At 44.2% G+C, this 21,595-nt stretch carries 19 protein-coding genes; 17 read left to right on the top strand and 2 right to left on the bottom strand.

Annotation, left to right across the window (positions count from 1 at the left end; all coding sequences use genetic code 11):
- The first annotated feature begins 33 nt into the window (after nt 1-33).
- The 6 genes from NKT06_RS13945 to NKT06_RS13970 all read left to right on the top strand — a co-directional run bounded on the left by NKT06_RS13945 (nt 34) and on the right by NKT06_RS13970 (nt 6,299).
- Complete coding sequence (locus tag NKT06_RS13945; RefSeq protein WP_253435165.1) at nt 34-1,188, top strand: glycosyltransferase family 2 protein; 1,155 nt, start codon at nt 34-36, stop codon at nt 1,186-1,188.
- 37 nt (nt 1,189-1,225) lie between these two features.
- Entirely contained in the window at nt 1,226-2,533 is a 1,308-nt protein-coding gene (locus NKT06_RS13950; protein ID WP_253435168.1) for an aminotransferase class III-fold pyridoxal phosphate-dependent enzyme, read from the top strand.
- 43 nt (nt 2,534-2,576) lie between these two features.
- Nucleotides 2,577-3,608, top strand: a complete 1,032-nt coding sequence (locus NKT06_RS13955; protein WP_253435172.1) for a zinc-dependent alcohol dehydrogenase — start codon at nt 2,577-2,579, stop codon at nt 3,606-3,608.
- 92 nt (nt 3,609-3,700) lie between these two features.
- On the top strand, nt 3,701-4,945 hold the full coding sequence (locus tag NKT06_RS13960) for an MFS transporter (protein ID WP_253435175.1): 1,245 nt from the start codon (nt 3,701-3,703) through the stop codon (nt 4,943-4,945).
- Nucleotides 4,946-5,024: 79 nt separating this feature from the next.
- Nucleotides 5,025-5,618, top strand: a complete 594-nt coding sequence (locus tag NKT06_RS13965) for a DUF1349 domain-containing protein (protein ID WP_253435177.1) — start codon at nt 5,025-5,027, stop codon at nt 5,616-5,618.
- Nucleotides 5,619-5,657: 39 nt separating this feature from the next.
- The gene (locus NKT06_RS13970) at nt 5,658-6,299 is read left to right on the top strand and encodes an HAD family hydrolase (RefSeq protein WP_253435180.1); all 642 of its coding nucleotides are present in this window, start codon (nt 5,658-5,660) and stop codon (nt 6,297-6,299) included.
- Here the strand turns inward: NKT06_RS13970 and NKT06_RS13975 are convergent.
- Nucleotides 6,296-7,111 carry an AraC family transcriptional regulator gene (locus NKT06_RS13975; RefSeq protein WP_253435183.1) on the bottom strand — a complete coding sequence of 272 codons (816 nt, stop codon included), beginning with the start codon at nt 7,109-7,111 and terminating at the stop codon, nt 6,296-6,298. The genes NKT06_RS13970 and NKT06_RS13975 overlap by 4 nt on opposite strands.
- Before the next feature lie 295 nt (nt 7,112-7,406).
- Here NKT06_RS13975 and NKT06_RS13980 point away from each other — a divergent pair, with 295 nt between their 5' ends.
- The 3 genes from NKT06_RS13980 to NKT06_RS13990 all read left to right on the top strand — a co-directional run bounded on the left by NKT06_RS13980 (nt 7,407) and on the right by NKT06_RS13990 (nt 10,277).
- Nucleotides 7,407-8,549, top strand: coding sequence for an NAD(P)/FAD-dependent oxidoreductase (locus NKT06_RS13980; protein ID WP_253435187.1), 1,143 nt, complete (start codon nt 7,407-7,409; stop codon nt 8,547-8,549).
- Entirely contained in the window at nt 8,546-8,833 is a 288-nt protein-coding gene (locus NKT06_RS13985) for a hypothetical protein (protein ID WP_253435190.1), read from the top strand. The genes NKT06_RS13980 and NKT06_RS13985 overlap by 4 nt, the downstream gene beginning before the upstream one ends.
- A gap of 211 nt (nt 8,834-9,044) precedes the next feature.
- On the top strand, nt 9,045-10,277 hold the full coding sequence (locus NKT06_RS13990; RefSeq protein WP_253435192.1) for a cytochrome P450: 1,233 nt from the start codon (nt 9,045-9,047) through the stop codon (nt 10,275-10,277).
- 101 nt (nt 10,278-10,378) lie between these two features.
- Here the strand turns inward: NKT06_RS13990 and NKT06_RS13995 are convergent, their stop codons facing one another.
- Nucleotides 10,379-11,818: a DHA2 family efflux MFS transporter permease subunit gene (locus tag NKT06_RS13995; RefSeq protein WP_253442557.1), complete on the bottom strand. Its 1,440-nt coding sequence runs from the start codon at nt 11,816-11,818 to the stop codon at nt 10,379-10,381.
- A gap of 282 nt (nt 11,819-12,100) precedes the next feature.
- On the opposite strand from NKT06_RS13995, the gene NKT06_RS14000 reads away from it, so the two are divergent.
- The 8 genes from NKT06_RS14000 to NKT06_RS14035 all read left to right on the top strand — a co-directional run bounded on the left by NKT06_RS14000 (nt 12,101) and on the right by NKT06_RS14035 (nt 21,378).
- Nucleotides 12,101-12,706, top strand: a complete 606-nt coding sequence (locus NKT06_RS14000; protein WP_253435195.1) for a TetR/AcrR family transcriptional regulator — start codon at nt 12,101-12,103, stop codon at nt 12,704-12,706.
- A gap of 100 nt (nt 12,707-12,806) precedes the next feature.
- Nucleotides 12,807-13,340 (top strand): GNAT family N-acetyltransferase, encoded by a 534-nt coding sequence (locus NKT06_RS14005; protein ID WP_253435198.1) that lies wholly within the window; start codon nt 12,807-12,809, stop codon nt 13,338-13,340.
- 70 nt (nt 13,341-13,410) lie between these two features.
- The gene (locus tag NKT06_RS14010) at nt 13,411-14,085 is read left to right on the top strand and encodes a response regulator transcription factor (protein WP_253435201.1); all 675 of its coding nucleotides are present in this window, start codon (nt 13,411-13,413) and stop codon (nt 14,083-14,085) included.
- A complete protein-coding gene (locus tag NKT06_RS14015; RefSeq protein ID WP_253435204.1) occupies nt 14,082-15,452 on the top strand; it encodes a sensor histidine kinase in 1,371 nt (456 codons plus the stop codon). The genes NKT06_RS14010 and NKT06_RS14015 overlap by 4 nt, the downstream gene beginning before the upstream one ends.
- A 214-nt stretch (nt 15,453-15,666) precedes the next feature.
- Nucleotides 15,667-16,653, top strand: a complete 987-nt coding sequence (locus tag NKT06_RS14020) for an alpha/beta hydrolase (protein ID WP_253435207.1) — start codon at nt 15,667-15,669, stop codon at nt 16,651-16,653.
- 119 nt (nt 16,654-16,772) lie between these two features.
- Nucleotides 16,773-17,762: an alpha/beta hydrolase gene (locus NKT06_RS14025; RefSeq protein ID WP_253442560.1), complete on the top strand. Its 990-nt coding sequence runs from the start codon at nt 16,773-16,775 to the stop codon at nt 17,760-17,762.
- Between the two features lie 47 nt (nt 17,763-17,809).
- Nucleotides 17,810-19,264, top strand: a complete 1,455-nt coding sequence (locus NKT06_RS14030) for an alpha/beta hydrolase family protein (RefSeq protein WP_253435211.1) — start codon at nt 17,810-17,812, stop codon at nt 19,262-19,264.
- A gap of 23 nt (nt 19,265-19,287) precedes the next feature.
- Nucleotides 19,288-21,378 (top strand): serine hydrolase domain-containing protein, encoded by a 2,091-nt coding sequence (locus NKT06_RS14035; RefSeq protein WP_253435215.1) that lies wholly within the window; start codon nt 19,288-19,290, stop codon nt 21,376-21,378.
- Nucleotides 21,379-21,595: the final 217 nt, after the last annotated feature.

Below are 21,595 nucleotides of genomic sequence, written 5' to 3' on the forward strand. Positions count from 1 at the left end.
ACTCATTCCATCAACCAAATCAGGAGGGATTCCATGCTTTACACCATTATTGTGCCAGTCAACCAGGACTATAACATTTTGAACCTGTTCACAGATTCGCTGCTCCGGACGGTAAGCCCATCCACTCAGATTATTTTCATCAACGACGGTTCCGGTTCAGCAGTCTTTCAACATCTGGATAAACTGAAGCAAGAAGTAAGAGAAGGTGTGACCATCGAGATTCTTCAGCATGATTTTCCACTTGGTTGCGCCGTGTCGATTAATAGCGCACTGAGTCTTGCCAAGGGAGAGTACATTTTCTTCCTGGATTCCGATACCATTCTTCAACCGAATTGGCAACCCATGATGAAAGAGACACTGGACAGCGATATTACGATTGGCATGATTGGAGGCGTTCTGTTGTATCCGCAAACCGGAGGCGTGCAGCACTGCGGCATTGCTTTTGCAGACACCATCGGTCGACACCTGTTCCTGAACGCATCCCCTGATGATATCCCGAAAGAAACCTTTTCTGTTCAACTGGTGGTGTTCGCCATGTTCGGCATGAAGCGGGAGGTCTACGAGACCATCGGCAACCTCGATGAGAAATTCTTTAATGGGTACGAGGACTTTGATTATCAGATGCGGGCACGAGCTGCCGGATACGATACGGTCATTAATCCGAATATTCAAGCATATCACTGGGAACGCAGCAGCGGCATTCACCGGAACTTCAACCGCAAGAATAATCTGGCACGCTTCTGGAAAAAGTGGGGCGGTCAAATCGAGGCGGATGTGTGGCCTTTCGTTTTCAGTCATCTGAAAGCGCAGCTAGAGAGTCAAGTTGAATACCAGCATCTGCCGATTGTTGGCATTGACCTTGCTGAGGTTCGCAGTGATGCGGATACATTCTGGACCAAGTTGGAGGAAGCTGACTTTGCCAATGTAACCGAGGTACGTGACTATTCCAATCGCTTTAATTCCAATGGGGCCATCTGGCTGCCACAGGTACTGGGTAAGGAACTGATTCATAGTGAGAACCGGTTACTGTTTTTGGTAGACAATTTCGCCCGTTTATTAGAGAACCGCTACTGGATTGAGATGAGACATGCTCATCGAGCCAAGGATCTGATCATTGATCTGTACGGCAATGTAATTACGATGGATCGCATCTACGATGGATGCTGGCCTGGAACCAAAGTTCGATAATTCACGCACAACGAAAATAAACAGGGAGGTACTTAAGGTGAAAGAAAAAGAGAGCACGCTCGATCGTGCCGTAAGATTTACCCGTAATCTGGAGTGGTTGGAGCAAGTCGAAAAGGTAATTCCGAGCGGATGCAGCACTTTAGCCAAAGCACCTGAACGTTTATTTCCGGGGCATACACCCGTATGTTGTGCAGAGGCTTACAAATCCCGATTTACAGATATCGACGGTAATGAATGGCTGGATTGCGAAATGGCCATGGGTACGGCGTCTTGGGGCCATGCGAGGCATGAAGTCCAACTAACCGTCATTCACCAGCTGAAAAAAGGGACAAGCTTTTCGGTTCCGGCCGACATCGAGCTTGAATGCGCCGAGTTAATTCTGGAGCGGTTCGAGGGTCGTTATCCGTCGCTGCGCTTCACCAAGAGTGGTGCCGATGCAGTGAGTGGGGCCGTACGACTTGCTCGTGCCGCAAGTGGCAAAAGCAAGGTTATTGCGACGGCTTATCATGGGTGGCATGATTGGTCCGCATACGGCTATTATGGTGGCCAAACGAAAGAACGGGGCATTCCATTAGATATCGAGCGTTCGACAATCTGGGTCAACAAACCTACTGCGGAGCGAATTGAGGCCCAGATTACCTCATCTCCCGAGGATATCGCATGTATTGTTTTATGTCCCAACGAGTGGAAAAGGGACGCACTGGAGGAAGTCGTAAACCTATGCCGGTCTCTGGACATCATTATCATATTCGATGAGGTCACTTCCGGTATTCGAATGGGCAAACGTGCTACAGCAGGAGAATATGACATCTGGCCTGATCTGCTCTGTATCTCCAAAGGTATGGCAAACGGGTTACCGCTCGCAGCGGTTTTGGGGCCAGAGCACTTGATGTCTCTGTCGGGACAGGTACGATTCAGCAATGCCCATTCCAGCGAAACAACAGCGCTCGCGGCAGCCATTGCCTGTGAACGATTAATGAAGAATGCGAAAGTATGGCCGACCTGGCGTGATCCGGCAACCCGGATCATGGATCGTCTGGAATCTGAACTTGTATTACTCGGATTAACAGATCAATTGGAAGTGAAGGGGACGTATGCAAGCTTCTGCATTCAATCCTTGGCCGAGGATAACTTCCAAACGGATCCTTTCCGCGAGTTCATGGTGAAGAGAATGGCTCACTTCGGCATCTTCACCAAGGGTTACTTGATTTTCTCGGATGCCCATACACGGGAAGAATTGCTGTGGGTCGAGGAAGCTCTGTTACAGATCCTGTCAGACTGGAAAGAAATTCAGAAGCAGGAACATCTTCATTCGATGCAACTTTCGAAAACGTTTAAAGCTTAATCCATAAATTAGAAATCGACAATCGACTAGGAGGAATTATTCAATGAAAGCACTCGTATATCAGGATCTCAAACAGGTGACTTATCAGGAGATTGAGGAGCCAACCATTCAAAAGCCGAATCAAGTTAAGATTAAAATCTATGGTTCAGGTATCTGCGGTACAGATCTGAATATTGTCAAAGGCAAAGTACCTGCCAATAAAGGGACGATCATTGGTCATGAAGGCGTGGGTACCGTCGTTGAGGTGGGGGATGAAGTTCGTGGTTTCAAGATCGGCGATCGGGTATTGGTTGATCCCACGCAATCTTGCGGAACCTGTTCCTATTGCCGCGAAGGTCTGTTCATCTACTGCGAGAATTTTGATGACTATCAAGTAGGGATGACGACACACGGAACCTTTGCTGAATATTTTGTTGGGGACGAAAAGTATATCTATGCCATCCCGGATTCCATGAGTTGGGAAACGGCCATGATGATCGAACCACTGGGATGTGTGCTTCAGACGTTCATGAAAGCAGGGACTAAGCCAAGTGACTCCGTACTGGTCCTCGGTTCAGGTGCAATCGGTTCCCTGTGTCAGCTTGTGAGCAAACGATTGGCAAGGCTTACTGTAGGCACAGAAGTTGATCCATACCGCAAAGAGTTCGCTTCAGGGATCGCAGATCATGTGTTCTATCCTCAGGATCTGACACTGGATAAAGTATACGAGATCAATAATAACAAGAAGTTTGATATTGTGGTGGACGCGGTTGGTAACCAGCTTCATGTGGGATTTGAGATGATTGCTAAAGGTGGCAAAATTATTCCTATGGGATATGACGACAGCTATGAGGTGACATTCAAATCAACAGCCGTGATTAATGATGGCATTAGTATCATCGGAGCAGTTGCTAATCACTCGATGATCAGTACGGCACTGAAATTTGCCCAAAGCATTCCGGAACTGGAACAGATGGTGACAGCCAAGGAACTGCTGAGTGATTATGAACAGGCCTTTAATGGAACGATTGGTTATGACATGCATACCGGAGAGAAGTTGCCGATGAATTCAGTCAAAACAGCTCTTATCCTATAAGAGGTACTCTAAGCATGTAGACATTAGCGGGTTTGCCGCTGCGAGAAGTTGGAGTTCGCAGCGGTGAAAACCGCAGAAGGAAGGGATATCGATTGAAATTGCTTCAAGATTTGCCGAAGAATCCACGCTACTCCATTTTACTCGAACCAGTATGGGCCATTCCAGGTACGATCGTTCTCTTCTACGCTCCTTTATATATGAAGGAAGCCGGACTTTCGGACATTGAAATCGGTTTAATCAATTCGGTAAATCTTTATTTTGCCTTTATCTTTCAGTTGTTTGCGGGTTCCATCACGAATAAGCTGGGACGGAAACGAACAACGTTGATCTTCGATCTGCTTGCCTGGAGTGTTCCCATGTTCATCTGGGCTTTCTCCCAGAACTTCTGGCTGTTTCTGATCGCCTACTTACTGAACGCAACATCGAAGTTTGTAACGGTTGCCTTTAACTGTCTGATCATAGAGGATGTCGAGGAACACAAACGATCCAAGGTATTTGCTATTCTCAATATGATTATTACAGGAGCCGGGGTACTTACGCCAATTGCAGGAGTTGTTATAGCTGATTTCGGGATTGTACCTACACTGGCGAGCATTTACTTTGTCGGGGGCATCCTCATGACCGCCATGTTCTTCATTCGGAACCGGTACACGGATGAGACTGAGGTCGGCAAGGAACTTATGGGATTGCATAGTAAAACCCGCGTACTTCAGAGCTTGGGTGCCAGTCTGCGCCTGTTCGGCAAATCGTTCTACAAACGGAGACTATTCCCGATCATTCTGATTACGGTGTTGTCCAATCTGATTCTTCAGCTGAATTTCTTTCAGGTCATTTTCTTCAAGGAGCAGTTGAAATTCGATGACCGTGTTATATCGTTTATTCCAGTGGTGACTGCGGTCACTGTCATGCTGCTCTATCTGGTCATCATTCCGCGACTGAAACGGCGTTCGGAAGAGAAGTATGTTGGTTTTTCCATTGTGCTTAGTACAGCCGGGGCCATTCTCTTTTTGTTGATTCCAGTGGGGAATATAGGAATGTTGTTTCTCACACTAATCGTGCTCGCTGCGGGTAACTTCATTTTGCAGACGTACCGCGATTCCCTGCTGATGAACCGATTGGGTACGCATGAAAAAGCCGACATGTTCTCAGCCGTGCAGACGGTTATGACGTTAACAGCCATTCCATCCGGTTACCTGACGGGCTTGCTTTACCATCACAATCCAACACTGTTGTTCAGTGTCATTCTTGGTTTATATATCGTACTCATGGTCATCATGTTCTTCCTGCCTGATCCACAAAAGCACTCCCAAGTGCTGGAACCTTACAAAAATATGTAGAAGAAGGGGATTTCTGTATATGAATCGAATATGTAGTACAGAAAAAACTAAAAATTAACTTAACTTGGGAGGATACGGAATGACGAACATAATGACAACAGAAGCACGGAATCAGTGGAGTTGGATGAACGAGCCCGAGAGCTGGTCCTATACGGATCAGGGAGGTGTGATGGTGGAAGCGAAAGCGGATACTGACTTTTTCCAGGACCCTGCGGGCAAGCATATTCGTGCAACTGCACCCTTCCTGTCCATGCCTGTACCTGGCGACTTCGAAATCACAACCCAGTTAACCGTAGATATGAAAAATCAATATGATTCCGGATGCCTGATGGTGATGGCGGATGATCTTAACTGGTGCAAAATTTGTTTTGAGTATGATGGAAAAGTGCCTACCATCGTGTCGGTGGTGACACGTGATGGTTCATCCGATGATTGTAATTCGGTTGAAGTCTCCGTACCTAATCCCTATCTGCGTATACGCAAAGTAGAGGGCTGCATATCATTCTTTTATTCACCCGATGGGGATGAGTGGAAACTAATTCGTTATTTCGGCATGCCGATACAAGGGGAACTTCGAGCTGGGTTAGTTGTTCAGTCGCCGACTGGAACGGGCTGTACGTGTCACTTTTTATCCGTGAATGTTACTCATCCGGACTTGACCGCACGCTTCTAATCCGCTCCCCCGGCCGATCATTGGAGGGAGAACAGGTTCATGGTAAAAGCATTTATATTTGATTTTGATGGACTCATTGTCGATACAGAGACACCTTGGTACTATGCGTTTCGCGATATTTATGAAGAGCACGGAGTTGAACTTGGTCTGGACCTATGGTCAAAAAATGTGGGGACATCCTTTGAGGAATTTCATCCATTTCTGTATCTGGAGCAAGCGCTCCAAAAAAAGATAGATCATGATCATATCAAACTGCTGTCTGAACAGAAATACGAAACCTATTTGGGACAGGCGGCTATTCTTCCTGGGGTGTATGAGTTGCTTCAGTCTGCGAGGGAAAAGGGGATTCAGCTTGCCGTTGCTTCCAGCTCCACACGAGACTGGGTTCATGGTTACTTGCAGAAATTAGACATTTTTGATTATTTCACAGTTGTTCATACATCGGAAGATGTGAAGAGAGTCAAACCTGATCCTGAACTATACCTTCTTGCTCTCCAGAGTCTGGGAATCAAGGCTTCGGAAGCGATTGTGTTCGAAGACTCACCTAACGGACTGAAGGCAGCCAATGCCGCAGGTATTCGTTGCATCATCGTGCCTAACGAGGTAACGCGTGGTCTGGAATTCGCCATGCATGAGCTGCGGTTATCCTCGCTGGCCGAGATTGATATGGAGGTTCTCTAATCCAGATATTGCTTGCGCAGCTCGATCGGGGAGATCCCTTCGTATTTTTTGAACACCGATCCAAAGTAACTGGCACTGTTAAAACCAACGGCTTTGGCTATTTCATGAGCCGTAGTTGCATCATTTTCAATGAGCATTTCCTTGGCTTTCAACAACCGATATCGCATCAGATACTCCAGTGGAGTCATTTGAAATTCTTTTTTGAATATCCGATTTAGGTGTTGTTCGGTTACGTCCATCTGTTCAGCCAACATGGGGAGAGAGATATCCTGATGATAATTTTGTTTGATAAAAGTAATGAGTTCATCCAATCTTAATCGGGCATCAGAACGTTCGTAAGCACTATAGCGTTTACCTTCAATGGTTAATCTGACCAAAAGCATGTACAGTAATGCAGATACGTGCCAGATCTGATCCTTGTGCCGGGACTGCAGCGCCAACGTAATTTCATGCAACAGGATATGAAGCATTCCATCCGGCTTGAAGGCGCGCAGCTCCCCGATCTGCAAGGTATGCAAGAATCGTGGTAATAAATAGCCATTGAAAGACAGACAATCAAATCGTAATGAATCACTCAGATTGTGGTAACGGTAGGTTACCTCCGGAAACAAAATAAGAGCGGTCCCTTTTTTGATCGAAAATTCATGATTCTTAGCTGCGATTCGCCCTGTTCCTCCGATGCACTGTACAATGCTGTAATCCCGTGAATGGTCGCTCCAATTCATCAATTCATCAACGGTCAACTGGTTTTGCCCTGTAATCATGAGCGGCATATCGGTATCCAGCGGATTCCCCATGCTAGGTTTCGGCATCGTCGTGTTATTCCTCTTTTCGTTAAAGGATCATGTGCGTAAGTGGCGTGGTTACAGAGTTAAAAGAAACCTAGAAAGAATTATATTACATAAATGGAATAATTTTAATTGAATGACGGGCAATATATAAAACGTTTTCATATAAATGTTTCAACAATTATTTCTTTGATGAATGAGTATGAACAGTGGTCTAATCAGCCTCTATTACTGGACCTGAAAGTACGCCTGCCTTGCCAACAGAATGCGAAACAGTATACGCTATAATGGATGAGTGATTAAGGAAAGGGATGCAAACATGAAGAAAGTCATCGTAGTTGGATCGGGTATTCTGGGGGCATCAACAGCCTATCAATTAGCCAAACGGGGCGCAGAAGTTATCATTATAGACCGAAAAGATATAGGACAGGCAACGGATGCAGCTGCCGGTATCATCTGTCCTTGGCTGTCACAGCGACGCAACCAGGACTGGTATCAGCTTGCCAAGGCTGGCGCGCGATTCTACCCTGGCATCATAGCGGAGCTTGAGGGTGAAGGAGAAACGGAAACCGGATATGCTCAAGTGGGCGCACTCAGCATTCATACGGATGAGGACAAAATCAACAAGATGGAAGAACGGGCACACCTGCGCAAAGCAGATGCACCGGAGATTGGTGAAATCACACCTCTTGATGCCAAAGGAACCCGTGATCGTTTTCCTCTACTGGATGAACGTTATCAATCAGTACATATTAGTGGTGCTGCGCGTATAGATGGGAGGGCGCTGCGCGATGCCTTGATCCGGTCTGCACAGCGGAATGGAGCGAAAGTGATCCATGGAGACGCCACGCTTCAATTCGAAGCGGATCGGGTCATTGGTGTTAGTGTTAATGATCAAAGCTTTCTAGCAGATGAAGTCGTTGTATGTGCAGGTGCATGGGCCAATACACTGCTGAAGCCTCTCGGCATACACTTTAAAGTACACTATCAAAAGGCACAGATTATGCATTTACATGTCACGGATGAGGAGCATACAGGTCGCTGGCCTGTAATTATGCCCCCGTCTGACCAATATCTCCTGGCCTTTGATCAACAGAAGATTGTCATTGGCGCCACTCATGAAAATGATGTGGAAGGTTATGATACAAGAGTAACTGCAGGAGGTATGCAGGAGGTTTTGAATAAAGGCATGGAACTGGCACCGGGTCTTGCAAACAGTACATTCCAGGAAGTGCGAGTGGGATTCCGTCCGTTCACACCTGGATTTCTGCCTGTAATGGGAGCTGTACCAGGGTGGCGGGGGCTAATTACCGCGAATGGACTTGGTGCCTCTGGCTTGACCATGGGTCCATTTATCGGGAGTCAACTGGCGAAACTAGCTCTTGGCATGGAATTGGATATCGATATTGAGCCCTACAGTGTTAGCAAAGCAATGGATGAAATTGAAAGAGGTGAGTCATGACATATTCACAACGTTTATCCGATGGGGTGAACTCGTCCGACATCATATATCTGGAGCATCAGATCGGTACGACTAAAGAAGAACTGCGAATCGCTTTGGAGAAACAGGAAACATACAAACGCGAATTGTCCGAATTGAAGTCATCAACAATCGGTAATGCAACGATAGACGGTTCGGACGAGCAAGTCTTAATGGAGAAGGCAAATCAAACACAGCACTTGATTGAAACCCTTTCTGCACAGCTGGATCAGCTAGAGGAAGCATTGGCGAAACTTGGCGATTGATAGGCTCATATCTCGTGTTTTCTGAAACTCTGACAATTAAATGTACGCTGTGTATACAAGAAAACCCCTTATTTAAGGGGTTTTTGTGATTTAGTTCAAATGATTTATACCAATAAATGAACGTATGGTATAAAATGGATGTAGGTGCTGAACTGTCAATTCAGGTACCCATGTAACCAATCATGAAACTATTCTGAGAGGTGGCTTCCTAATGTATAAAGAAGTGATACGTGTTGAGGACATCACAGGGTTCCAGACCAGATCTGAGGAGTTTTTTCCACTTCACTGGTTTCAAAAAATGTTGTCCGAGCATCCTGTGTACTATCACGAAGATACAGATACCTGGAATGTGTTCAGATACGATGATGTGAAGCAGGTCCTGAGCAATCATGAGTATTTTTCAGCTGAAGGAACTCGAACGACCATTGCGGTCGGAGCGAAGAATAACGAAGGAACACCTCCGGATAAATTAAACATTTCAAGTATCGATCCGCCCCGTCATCAAAAAAGTCGTTCGTTGTTATCCGCTGCTTTTACACCACGTAGTCTGAAAAACTGGGAGCCACGAATTCGCAACATTGCACAGCAACTCGTAGCAGATATTAAGCCGGATACGACCATTGATATTGTTCAGGCGCTGGCCGCTCCCCTGCCTTCGATGGTTATGGCCGATCTGCTCGGCATCCCTCTTTCAGACAGCCATCGATTTAAAAACTGGGTAGATATTCTGTTTCAACCCACCGATCCGAAGACTGCTGAGGAGAGTGAACTGAAAAAACAGACGGCGGCTCAAGAGTATTATCAATTCCTCTATCCTATAGTGGTTCATAAACGGACCCATCCTGGTGAGGATATCATTACGGATCTGTTGAGTGTTGATGTTGAAGGAGAGAAGTTCACGGAAGATGAGGTTGTTCGCACGACCATGCTTTTGCTTGGAGCTGGTATTGAGACAACGAGCCATATGGTGTCCAATACATTCTATTCCTTCCTGTACGATGACCCGAGTCTGTATGAAGAACTTAGACAGAATCCGGAGTTGGTACCGCTAGCAGTGGAAGAAATGCTTCGTTATCGGTTTCATAATGCCAAGCGGCATCGAACAGTGAAGCAGGATAACCAACTGCTCGGAGTAGACTTGAAAAAAGGAGATGTTGTCATCTCCTGGATGAGTGCAGCCAATATGGATGAGCAGATGTTTGAAAACCCGTTTGAGTTAAATATTCATCGTCATAATAATAAAAGACATCTTACCTTTGGTAATGGCCCACACTTTTGTCTAGGTGCCCCGCTGGCAAGAATGGAACTCAGCATTGCCTTGACAGCATTTGTGGAGAAGATTGCTCGGATTGAACCCGTGGAGTCCTTTGATCTGGAGAATAATCTGGCCACTTCAGCTCCGGGGCAGTCGTTGACCCATCTGCCAGTGAAGATCGTTGGCTAAGGTAATGAGCTTCATCATTGGACAACCTAAAAAGCGGCAGATCAGACGTGAACGTCTTGATCTGCCGCTTTGCTATGCAAGCATGTATGAGGATGGACAACTTAATTTGAATTCATAGAAACTTTTTGTCTTACAACCTGTTTGATTTCTTCCACTTTGGCTTGTTTGGTACGTTTAATAAAGAAGGAAAGAATCAATCCCACGACAGCGATACCGATGATAACGACATACGCATCATTGATACCCTGTATCATGGATTCTGTAGCCAACTGTTTTTGACTGAGGCCATTGGCTGCACCAGTTGCCATCATATCCTGTACGTGTGCCGTTGTACGTGAGGTCATGACACTTACGAGCAATGAAGTACCTACAGCGCCAGCAACTTGTCTGACGGTATTGGAGATGGCTGTACCGTGTGCACCCAGTCTTGTTGGCAGTTGGTTAAGCCCAGCAGTTTGAATCGGCATCATGAGCAAAGCCATACCAATTCGGCGGCCGGTTGACATTAATACCAGGTAACCATAACTGGTTGAGTCCGTTAAGTCGATGAAACCAATGGTCGTCACGATGGTGATCACCATCCCGATAACAGCTAGCCATTTCGCTCCAAATCGGTCAAACAATTTTCCGGCTACAGGCATTAGGAAGCCCATGACAAGAGCACCCGGAAGGAGTAATAATCCGGACTCCAGCGCTGTGTAACCACGGGCGTTCTGGAGGTACAAGGGAAGCAACATCATGTCAGCATACATGATCATTGTAATCGCGATACTAATGACGGTGGTCAAGGAGAACATGTTGTACTTGAAAGCCCGCAGATCAAGCAGGGGAGCATCTGAAACGAGCTGACGCCATGTAAACAGGCCTAGAGCAACAAGTCCAGCAGCAATACAGATAAGTACTTCTGCACTTGACCATCCCAGACTTCCTGCTCTGCTGAAGCCATACAGCAATGCGCCGAATCCGATGGTGGACAGCACCACGCTGACCGTATCGAACTTGGTACTAACCCGTTCGGATACATTCTTCAGGTATACAAACGCAAAGGCTATGACAATAAGCGTTAATGGAATCATGCCGTAGAACATCGTTTGCCAAGAGTAATTTTCCAGAATATAACCGGCAAGTGTAGGCCCGATTGCAGGGGCGAAAATGATCGCGAAACCAACCATACCCATGGCAGATCCTCGTTTTTCAGGAGCAAACAAGGTCAAAATAACGTTCATCAAGAGCGGCATGATAATGCCTGCGCCTGCTGCCTGAATCATACGTCCTGTCAGCAATGTGCCGAAGTTGGTTGCAAGAGCGGATACGATGGTACCAATCAGGAAAATAAACATGGAAGCTTGGAATAATTGCTTGGTTGAAAAGCGTTGCATGAAGTAGGCTGTGATAGGGATAAGAACCCCGTTCACCAGCATGTAACCTGTCGTTAACCATTGGGCTGTTGCTGCGGAGATGTTAAAATCACCCATCAGTTCGGGTGTAGCGACACTCATGATCGTTTGATTCAATGTTGCAAGGAAGGCTCCCAAAATCATGATAAACAGGAAGGGACCTTTCTTTACGGATAATTCATCTTGTACTCTAGCCTGACTCAATCCTTTTCATCCTTTCAATCCACACGTGACTAAATTTACAACGTGTTGTATAGTTTACATTGTATTTATTGAATTATATACATATTCGGACAGATTACAATTTACGTTTTGGATGGTTTTCGTTGTTTATTTTACAAAAAAATAAAAAGTGTAGTCTGTCTTACTAATAAACGACTGATTATTTAAAATTGTAATTTTAAAATTTTGAAAGGAGAGATGGGAATGAAAGATGAAAAGAAATCAACCGTGGACCCAAGAATATTGCGAACACGTCAGTTAATTCGAGGTGCATTTGTTGAATTGCTGCAGGAAATGGATATTGAAAAGTTGTCAGTGAACAAAATTGCCGAACGAGCGACGATTAATCGGGTAACCTTCTACCTGCACTATCGTGATATTACGGATATGATGGAGAAGATGGCTGATGAGATGATTGAGCATATTGAACGGATCGTGGATGAATATGCCCCTCATTTTGAGAAGCAAAGAACAGAAGAGGCATGGCCTGTTCTGGTCAAGTTACTGGAGCATTTTGCGGAGAACGCTTCGTTCTATCAGGTGGTACTTGCCTCGAAGCGCACACCCATTTTCACAGAACGACTGCTCAAATTGTTGAGTACGCTGGTCAAAGCCAAAATTGATCGGGTGGAAATGGAGGATGAACTCGAAGAATCCGGCATTCACAAGGAGATCGCCATCTGGTACGGTTCTTCGGCCTTGATTGGTACCATTGTCGCCTGGCTGCGTAACGATATGCCTTATTCACCTCATTTCCTGGCTAAACAATTCTCGTTGATTCGCTCGTACTCTTACAATGACCTGATATAATCAAACTACAATCCACTGAACAATGGACAGCAAACAGGGGGGATATGACAGGGGAAATGCAGGCCATTGCACCTAACGTTAATAGAGGAGGAGTAATGTAATGAAATACAGCGCAGAACGTATCTATGTGAGATTTTGGAATGTGGAAGATGCTTCATTGCTTCTGGATCTGCAGGTTCGAAATCGTACGGAAATCGAGAAAATCTCCGCGAGTAATCGGGAGGAGTCTTTCTATAGCTTGGAGGGGCAAAGGTCACTCATTGAGAGCTGGAACAAGAAAAGAGAAGACGGAAACCGCTATTCTTTTGGTATTTTTCTACATACAACGGATGAACTCGTCGGTGAGATTTCTTTGTTCGAGATCATAATGGATTCTACCCCAAAATGGATCGTTGGTTATGTGACGGATATTCTACATCAAGGAAAAGGGTATATGAGCGAAGCCCTGCAATGTGTGCTGGAGTTTGCCAAACATGAAACTGAAATTACTCGAATCGAAGCGGGTGCTGTACCAGAAAACACAGGCTCCATCCGTGTCCTTCAAAAGGCAGGATTCAAGGAGAATGGGTCACAGCCTATTCCAATCCAGGGAACGTTAAAAGAACATACGATGTTTGCTGTGGATATACAATGAGCAGGATGTATCACTATTTACTATAAGTTGAACTATATATTCAAACGTATCGGAGAGGACAGAAAAATCTATGGCTACTATACTCGTTGCGGACGACGATCCGAACATTCGCGAACTCGTCTGTCTCTTTCTCAAAAACGATGGATTCACGACGGTGGAAGCTGCGGACGGTAAGGAAGCTCTCACTGTGTACGGCGAGACGCCAGTGGATCTGGTCGTGCTTGATATTATGATGCCTGTTATGGACGGCTGGGCATTATGCAAGGAACTCCGCAGAGCCAATCCGGATCTCCCGTTACTTATGCTGACGGCGAGAGGAGAGACTTGGGAGAAGGTGAAAGGATTCGAATTGGGTACGGATGATTATTTGACCAAACCGTTTGATCCATTGGAGCTTACCGCACGTGTCCGAGCATTACTGAAACGATATAAAATTGGCTCCACACACACAATCCAGTTTGGCAACGTCATTCTGGATCGTCAGACGTATAAGGTGACGAGAGGTACAGAATCGCTTACTTTGCCACTGAAGGAGTTCGAATTGCTGTATAAGCTTGCTGGAACACCTGGCCAAGTCTACACACGTGAGCAGTTAATTGATCAGATATGGGGTATTGATTACGCCGGAGATGATCGAACGATAGACGTACATATCAAGCGCCTGCGTGAACGATTCGCGACGACAACTGATTTTCGGATCGAAACGGTGCGTGGGCTAGGATACAGACTTGAGGTCCATGAATGATCAGATCATTATACATTCGTGTGGTGCTCACCTTTCTGATCTCTGTCATCGCGGGTACAGTTATTTCTTTTTTTATGTCAACCTGGATATTTGAAGATAAATTGAACGAAAATGCCCGAATTAACATACGCAACTTTGGCCAAGACGTAGTGCAGATATATAAGACGATGCCTCTGGATGAAGCAGAATTATTCGTTAGTAATATGAAACAGCTTGATTCATATCATATTCGAATTTATGATGCAACGGGCAAACTCCACACTTATGGGAAGCTCAATGGACATAAATCAGCTGCTGTATCGATGGAGCAACTCAAAAAAGTGTTAAATGGAGGGGTTGTTCAAGACACACCCAAGGGGATCGCTACCGTTCTTTTGGGGCTACCGATCAAGACGGAAATGGGTACAAAAGCGATGTTTTTGGAAACACTCGCACCGCCCTCCGCCTCTTTTGTAGTCCAGTTTGGCTTAATCTTTGCAAGCTGTTCGTTGATTGCAGGAAGTCTGTTGATTCTGATTGCTTCTGTATACCTGGTGAGACCAATCAAGAAATTGACCAAAGCGACCAAACGGATTGCAGCTGGAGATTTCAATGTCAAGCTGAACATCACGCAAAAGACTGAAATAGGTACGTTGGCTCGCAGTTTTGAAGAGATGATGCACGATCTGCAGCAGTTAGAGCAGATGCGCAGGGAATTCGTTACGAATGTTTCGCACGAGGTTCAGTCTCCACTCACCTCGATATCCGGTTACGCTTCGGCACTGAAGCAGGTAAACCTCTCAGAACAAGAGCGAAACCGTTACCTGGATATCATCATCTCTGAAGCAAAACGAATGTCCAAAATGAGCGATAGCCTGCTCAAGCTGAGTTTGCTTGAATCGCAGTCACAGCAACTGAGGCTCAATACCTTAAGCCTTGATGAACAGATCCGGCGGGTCATTGTGGCACTTCAGCCACAATGGTCTGCACGCAATATTCATTTCGAGCTTGATTTGGAGAACGTGAAGGTAACGGCTGATCACGACCAGTTAAATCAGGTATGGACAAATATCATCGGAAATAGCATCAAGTTTTCCAAGGATGGCGGTATGATTAAAGTCCGTATCGAAGAGGATATCAAAAATGTGACTATCCGAATGTCCGACACGGGCATCGGTATTCCCCTTGAAGACCAGAAGCGTATATTTGAGCGCTTTTTCAAGGCGGATCGTTCCCACAGTCGTAAATATGACGGGAGTGGTATGGGACTTGCAATTGTTAAACAGATCGTGTCTCTTCATCAGGGTGACATCCGAGTGGAAAGTGAACCTGGTCAAGGCACAACCTTTATTATCACGTTGCCAATCCATCCACCAACCGATAATTAGTTTTTTCGGATAATCTGAGGTATAGAATATTCATTCAAGTGTCTAAACAATATTTTCAAGCCATGTATAACATGCAAGCTTCCTTGTATGTTATACATGGCTTTTTTTTGCTTGTTCATACTCCGTTCATATTAAGGTCATAGGGAGTACATCTTTGTTGGTTAGGATTGCATTAGCAATTTGTTAGGCCAATAACAGATGAGGATTGGAGCAGATGAATGTGAATCAACAAACAGACAAAGAAGTGCGGACTAAGAGCAAAACAAAAAAAGTGTTAAGCATTTTGTTAAAAGTGCTTGCCGCAATCATTTTAGCAATTTTACTTTTTGTAGCTACCGTATATACCGTTAATAAAATCAGTAGTTATTCGGAGCAAAAAAGAATGGAGCCGTATGGTCAACAGGTATCCGTGGATGGGAAAAATATGAATGTGTTCATTCAAGGCGAAGGCGAGGAAACGATTGTGCTTCTGCCGGGTTTTGGAACAGCATCACCTGCACTTGATTTTAAGCCACTTATCTCGGAGTTAACTCCATATTATAGAGTCGTCGTGGTGGAACCTTTTGGTTATGGATTAAGTGATCAGACCGAAAGGGAACGCAGTACGGCAAATATCGTCAGTGAAGTACACGAAGCGTTACAGAGTCTACATATTAATCGTTATATCTTGATGGGGCATTCCATTTCAGGGATCTATAGTCTGGATTATGTGAACAAATATGCAGATGAAGTAAGTGCATACGTTGGGCTGGACACCAGTGTTCCAGCGATTAGTGAACAAAAGGTTGAAGCATCAGAAATCGTCCCGATTAGATGGTACCGTAACTTGGGTTTCCCGCGTTTGCAATTGAAAATGAGTGATGATCCATATGCTGGGCTACCGTATGATGAACAAACCAAAGAACAATTGAACATTTTGATACAAAAGAACATGTTTAATTCAACTCAATTAAACGAGATTGTAAGCATGTATTCGAATTTTAAAACAGCTGAGAAGTTAACGTTCCCGGTTGATCTCCCAGTTCTTTTCTTTGTTCAAAAGAATCATCCTGTAGTGAACAATTGGGTTCCCGAACACGAGAAGTTAATAGAGAACTCTGCGCGTGGTGAAATGGTACTGCTGGAAGCAAATCATTATCTATACCGTTCCCATGCCAAAGAAATCGCTGAAAAATTCATGAGTTTTATGGCGCAAAAGTAATATTAATTAACTTGTTCATACTCAGTTCATATTGTCGTCACGGAGAGTACATGTTCATTGGATAAGATTTCACTAGCGGCAAAGAAGAATACCCAACTACCAGTTTAGGACAGGAGAAGATCAGCGTGACACAACCAGTAGGCAAGAAAGCCAAGAATAGAACCAGGGTCAAGAAGGTACGAAATATTATACTTAAAATACTAGGAGCAATCTTAATTGCCATTGTTCTGTTTCTAGGTATTGTTTATATCACAAATGTAATCAGCAGTAATTCTGAGGCGAAAAAGATTGAGTCTTACGGTCAGCATGTATCTGTAGACGGAAAAAATATGAATGTGCTCATTCAAGGTGAAGGCAAGGAAACAATCGTGCTTCTGCCTGGTTATGGAACAGCAACACCAGTGCTTGATTTCAAGTTGCTTATTGATCAATTATCACCATATTACAAAGTTGTTGCTGTTGAACCATTCGGTTATGGATTAAGTGACGAAACTGAAAAAGAAAGAACCACGGAGAATATCGTAAGTGAAATTCATGAAGCTCTGCAACAACTTGATATTCATCAGTACATGCTCATGGGTCACTCCATTGCGGGCATTTACGGCATTGATTATGTGAACAAATATCCGGATGAGGTAACTGCCTTTGTCGGGATTGATAGCAGTGTATCCACCCAACCAAGTATTACAGATGCAAAGTTTCCATTAAAAACATTCGCTTTCCTCAGAAATACAGGTCTCTTGAGATTAATGATGAAAGTGGGTGCAGACCCCTATGAGGGACTTGCGTTCGATGAACAGACGGTTGAGCAGATGAAAATGATCTCGAACAAAAACATGTACAATCCCACGTCATTAAACGAGATGGACCATATTTATTCCAATTTTAAAGGTGCTCAAGGTTTAAGCTTCCCTAAAGAACTTCCACTTCTTCTCTTTGTACAAGCGAATAATGAAGGGGTAGAAGGATGGATCCCATTGCATGAAGGGCAGATCAAAAATTCGGTACATGGGAAAGTAATCACAATGGATGGTTCACATTATTTACACCATACTCAATTCAAAAAAATTGCTGAAGACTTTAGAGCTTTTATGAACGAAGCAAAGTAAATATCTAATTCGGACGATGTCCGTGATGAAAGAGAGAGGCATTCAAAATGAGATTATTTGAGATACTTTTAGTTCTATCCTGCTTCACTTTACTCGTAGACCTGCTATTCATTAAAAAAAGCACAAAGAAAATAGGCTTGGGTATAGGTATAGGAAGCAGCGTCATACTCGTAGCTCACTTATTGGTTGAAGGATACAGATGGCAGTTGCTTTTGGTATATATCATGACGGCTCTATTCATAATCATCGTTTTACTCCGACATTCCGAAAAAATGGTGAATCTAAAAATAGGTAAGGTGTTGAAGTATAGTTTATCTTCCCTAATCGTCATTCTGCTTGTTGCTTCTACCCTTTTGTCGGTATACTTACCTGTCTTTGATCTGCCGAAGCCGGAGGGTCCAGAGAAAGTGGGTACTCAAACCTTCCATTTTATAGATCAGAACAGAGATGAAATCTTGACTGATGATCAAAGTGATCAGAGGGAATTAATGGTTCAACTATGGTACCCAACTGAAAATATGAATAACAAGAAGCGTGACACGCTGTTTCCAAATAATAAAGAAATGTTCAAAACGTATATTCAGAGCTTCTCTGCTTCTTTGAAACTGCCTGAATTTGTGCTCAACTATTGGAAGTATAGTCATAGCAACTCTTATGAAAATGTAGAAATATTACCTTCTACTAGTCCTTATCCAGTGGTGCTGCTATCTCATGGTATGGGAACCAGTAGAGTTCTACAGGCATCACAGGCGGAGAATCTAGCCAGTCATGGATTTATCGTAGTGACAATCGATCATACGTACAGCACGTTTGCTACCCTTTTTCCTGATGGCCGTGTAACGGGTTATACAACAAAGATGACAACCATAGATGACCGCAGAGAAGTTGGCGATATATGGACAAAAGACGTGGAGTTTGTAATTGATCAAATTGAAAAGCTGAATTCAGGTGCAATTGAAAGTCAGTTTAAAGGAAAAATCGATGTAGATAACATCGGTGCGATGGGGCATTCTTTTGGGGGTGCAACGGCGTTTAATGCAACGTATTTAGATCATCGAATCAAGGCCGGGGTTAATATGGATGGGTCACTGAATGAAGTAGAGGATAGAGATGATATAAACAAGCCATTTATGTTTATCAGATCGGGAAATTTTGAAGACTGGTTAGCCAATTTTGAAAAGGATAGAAATTCGAATGACGAGGTAACTAAGTTTCTTTCAGACGAGCTGCACATTATGAAAAATGTTATTGAACATGGGGGAAATGTGATTTATATAGAAGGAACCCAGCACTTCAATTTCACGGATCTTCAATTTTATTCAGAACTGATTAAACTGTCCGGGATCACAGGAGAGATCAATGGTAAAAGAGGATCAAGCATCGTAAATCAATATGTACTCGATTTCTTTAACAAGCAATTGAAAGGAACGGGTGGAAACCTGATTCAGGGGCCGAGCGACATCTACCCAGAGGTGAAATTTGTAGATCCGAAAGAACTCTAATTGAAACTCAGGAGATGATGTGAATGGGACGACAAACGGGAAAACGAACTTCAATCACCGCCTTAACTCTGGTGTTAATGATGTTAGCTCCAATGTCAGTCATGGCCACACCAGCTACGAGTAACAACAGCGATCTGACGTATGAACCAACCAAGAAAATAGTAGCAGAGAAAGCGAAGATCCTTACTGAGACGTACGATACGACCAGTGTGCAATATGCCTTAATCGATGCTGGAGAGATTGTGTTGTCCGGTCAAACGGGCAAGAACGATATAAATAACAAGGTGCCTCTTACTTCGAACACGATCTATGGCATTGGTTCAACCAGTAAAATGGTACTTACCACTGCTGTAATGAAGCTGGTTGACGAAGGCAAGATTGATTTGGATAAGCCTGTTGTGAACTATATCCCTGACTTTAAAATGAAAGATAACCGATACAAACAAATTACAACACGCATGCTGTTGAATCATTCCTCCGGTCTGCTGGGCAGCTCCGGAAGCAATGCTACATTGTACGGGGATAATGACACGTATTCACATGACACATTTCTGGATCAATTGGCGCTACAGAATCTGAAAGCCGATCCAGGAGAATACTCCGTATATTGTAATGATGGTTTTACATTAGCGGAGATTCTGGTCGAAAGGGTTAGTGGCATGGGCTTTACTGCATTTATACACAAATATATTACAGAGCCCCTGGACATGAAACATACCAAAACACCGCAGGATGTGGTTGATCCGGCAGCAATGGCGGGAATCTATTCTCCTTTGGTTGAAGGGCAGCTTCCTCAAGAGAATTATAATATCATCGCTACTGGAGGCATTTATTCCACAGCTGAAGATCTGGTGAAATTCTCACAAATTTTCACGGGAGAGGTCGAAGGCATTCTTTCCAGTAAGTCGGTAGAGGCCATGGCGCAAGAAGAATACAAAAGGGGCATGTGGCCGGAAGATAGCGATACGTCTATATCTTACGGGTTAGGGTGGGATAGTGTGAACTTGTACCCATTCAGTGAATATGGCATCAAGGCTGTTACCAAAGGTGGGGATACCATATCGTATCACTCCTCATTAATCGTACTTCCGGAATACAATCTGGCTGCAGCTGTTACCTCATCAGGTGGGACAAGTGCCAAAGATCAGTTCATTGCTAGTGAATTATTACTCAGCGCACTTGAGGAAAAGGGTATTATTACAGAACGAAAGCCGGAGAAATCGTTTGGCGTGCCAGTGAAGTCAGATATACCTAAAGAAATATCCACGGATGCAGGTATATATGGCAGCAATAATTCGGTTAAGAAGATTGAAATGAATCATGCTGGACAAATGACTGTGTCCACACTCACAGCTCCGAGTAATCCGGCTCAAGAATACACATATACAACGGATGGTACTTTTGTTAACGATAAAGGCACAGAAAAGTTGAAGTTTGTTACGGAGAAGAATGGACGTACTTATCTGTGGTCTCGATCTTATATATCCTTGCCAGGACTTGGGCAGTTGGCTTTCTCCGAATATACAGCGGAGAAGCTGGAAGCCAATGAATTATCTCAGGATATTGCCACCTCATGGGAAAAACGTGAAGGTAAAAGATATTACGTGGTGAATGAGAAATATACATCAACGGTTTATCTGAATTCGTCACCAATTCTCCCTATTCATACTGATAAAGAGACTCCGGGGTATGTGTCCAATATTAAGATTATTGGAGCAAACGAAGCAGTCACTGAGCTTCAGATCCCTGGTATGGCTGGACGTGATACCAAGGAGATTTATTTCGCCGAAAAAAATGGAGTGGAGTACATCACAGCTGTAGGTAGCATATACGCCAGTGAGGAACTTGTACAACGACTCTATTCGGGCAAACAATCTGTAACAACGATTCAAGCAGACGGTTACGCCAAATGGTTTTCTATACCGTCAACGGTGAAAGGTAAAGTCATGAACGTTAAACTGCCTTCAAATGGTGCCTTTGCCGTATATGATCAAAAGGGCATTTGTATTAATCACACCGTAGTCAGCGGTCAGAATGAGGTTGTTTTACCAGAAAACGGCCGCATTGTATTTGCAGGTGACGTGGATTCCACATTTGAAATTTCATTGAAATAGTAACAATAGATTTGGTGCAGTGAAGATGAGGATTTTCGGAGGAGTAAAAATAGTGAAAAACAAAAGAAGTCGCGAAATCGCGGCTTTTTTCTGTTCAAGAGATGATGAACATACGAGCGCAGTTACTTTATTGGAAAATTTAGGTTGACACTTCTTTTTATCGCGTATACAATCGTATACATGAATGCGTTGTATACATATGTATACACGTAATGGG

It is taken from the genome of Paenibacillus sp. 1781tsa1, assembly GCF_024159265.1.
In the GTDB taxonomy this organism is placed as follows: Bacteria; Bacillota; Bacilli; order Paenibacillales; family Paenibacillaceae; genus Paenibacillus.

What these genes read in the sequence shown, in the direction of transcription:
- NKT06_RS13945 (WP_253435165.1), top strand. Translation starts at nt 34, where the DNA reads ATGCTTTACACCATTATTGTGCCAGTCAACCAGGACTATAACATTTTG.
- NKT06_RS13955 (WP_253435172.1), top strand. Translation starts at nt 2,577, where the DNA reads ATGAAAGCACTCGTATATCAGGATCTCAAACAGGTGACTTATCAGGAG.
- NKT06_RS13965 (WP_253435177.1), top strand. Translation starts at nt 5,025, where the DNA reads ATGACGAACATAATGACAACAGAAGCACGGAATCAGTGGAGTTGGATG.
- NKT06_RS13970 (WP_253435180.1), top strand. Translation starts at nt 5,658, where the DNA reads ATGGTAAAAGCATTTATATTTGATTTTGATGGACTCATTGTCGATACA.
- NKT06_RS13975 (WP_253435183.1), bottom strand. Translation starts at nt 7,111, where the DNA reads ATGCCGAAACCTAGCATGGGGAATCCGCTGGATACCGATATGCCGCTC.
- NKT06_RS13980 (WP_253435187.1), top strand. Translation starts at nt 7,407, where the DNA reads ATGAAGAAAGTCATCGTAGTTGGATCGGGTATTCTGGGGGCATCAACA.
- NKT06_RS13985 (WP_253435190.1), top strand. Translation starts at nt 8,546, where the DNA reads ATGACATATTCACAACGTTTATCCGATGGGGTGAACTCGTCCGACATC.
- NKT06_RS13990 (WP_253435192.1), top strand. Translation starts at nt 9,045, where the DNA reads ATGTATAAAGAAGTGATACGTGTTGAGGACATCACAGGGTTCCAGACC.
- NKT06_RS13995 (WP_253442557.1), bottom strand. Translation starts at nt 11,818, where the DNA reads ATGATTTTGGGAGCCTTCCTTGCAACATTGAATCAAACGATCATGAGT.
- NKT06_RS14000 (WP_253435195.1), top strand. Translation starts at nt 12,101, where the DNA reads ATGAAAGATGAAAAGAAATCAACCGTGGACCCAAGAATATTGCGAACA.
- NKT06_RS14005 (WP_253435198.1), top strand. Translation starts at nt 12,807, where the DNA reads ATGAAATACAGCGCAGAACGTATCTATGTGAGATTTTGGAATGTGGAA.
- NKT06_RS14010 (WP_253435201.1), top strand. Translation starts at nt 13,411, where the DNA reads ATGGCTACTATACTCGTTGCGGACGACGATCCGAACATTCGCGAACTC.
- NKT06_RS14015 (WP_253435204.1), top strand. Translation starts at nt 14,082, where the DNA reads ATGATCAGATCATTATACATTCGTGTGGTGCTCACCTTTCTGATCTCT.
- NKT06_RS14020 (WP_253435207.1), top strand. Translation starts at nt 15,667, where the DNA reads ATGAATGTGAATCAACAAACAGACAAAGAAGTGCGGACTAAGAGCAAA.
- NKT06_RS14030 (WP_253435211.1), top strand. Translation starts at nt 17,810, where the DNA reads ATGAGATTATTTGAGATACTTTTAGTTCTATCCTGCTTCACTTTACTC.
- NKT06_RS14035 (WP_253435215.1), top strand. Translation starts at nt 19,288, where the DNA reads ATGGGACGACAAACGGGAAAACGAACTTCAATCACCGCCTTAACTCTG.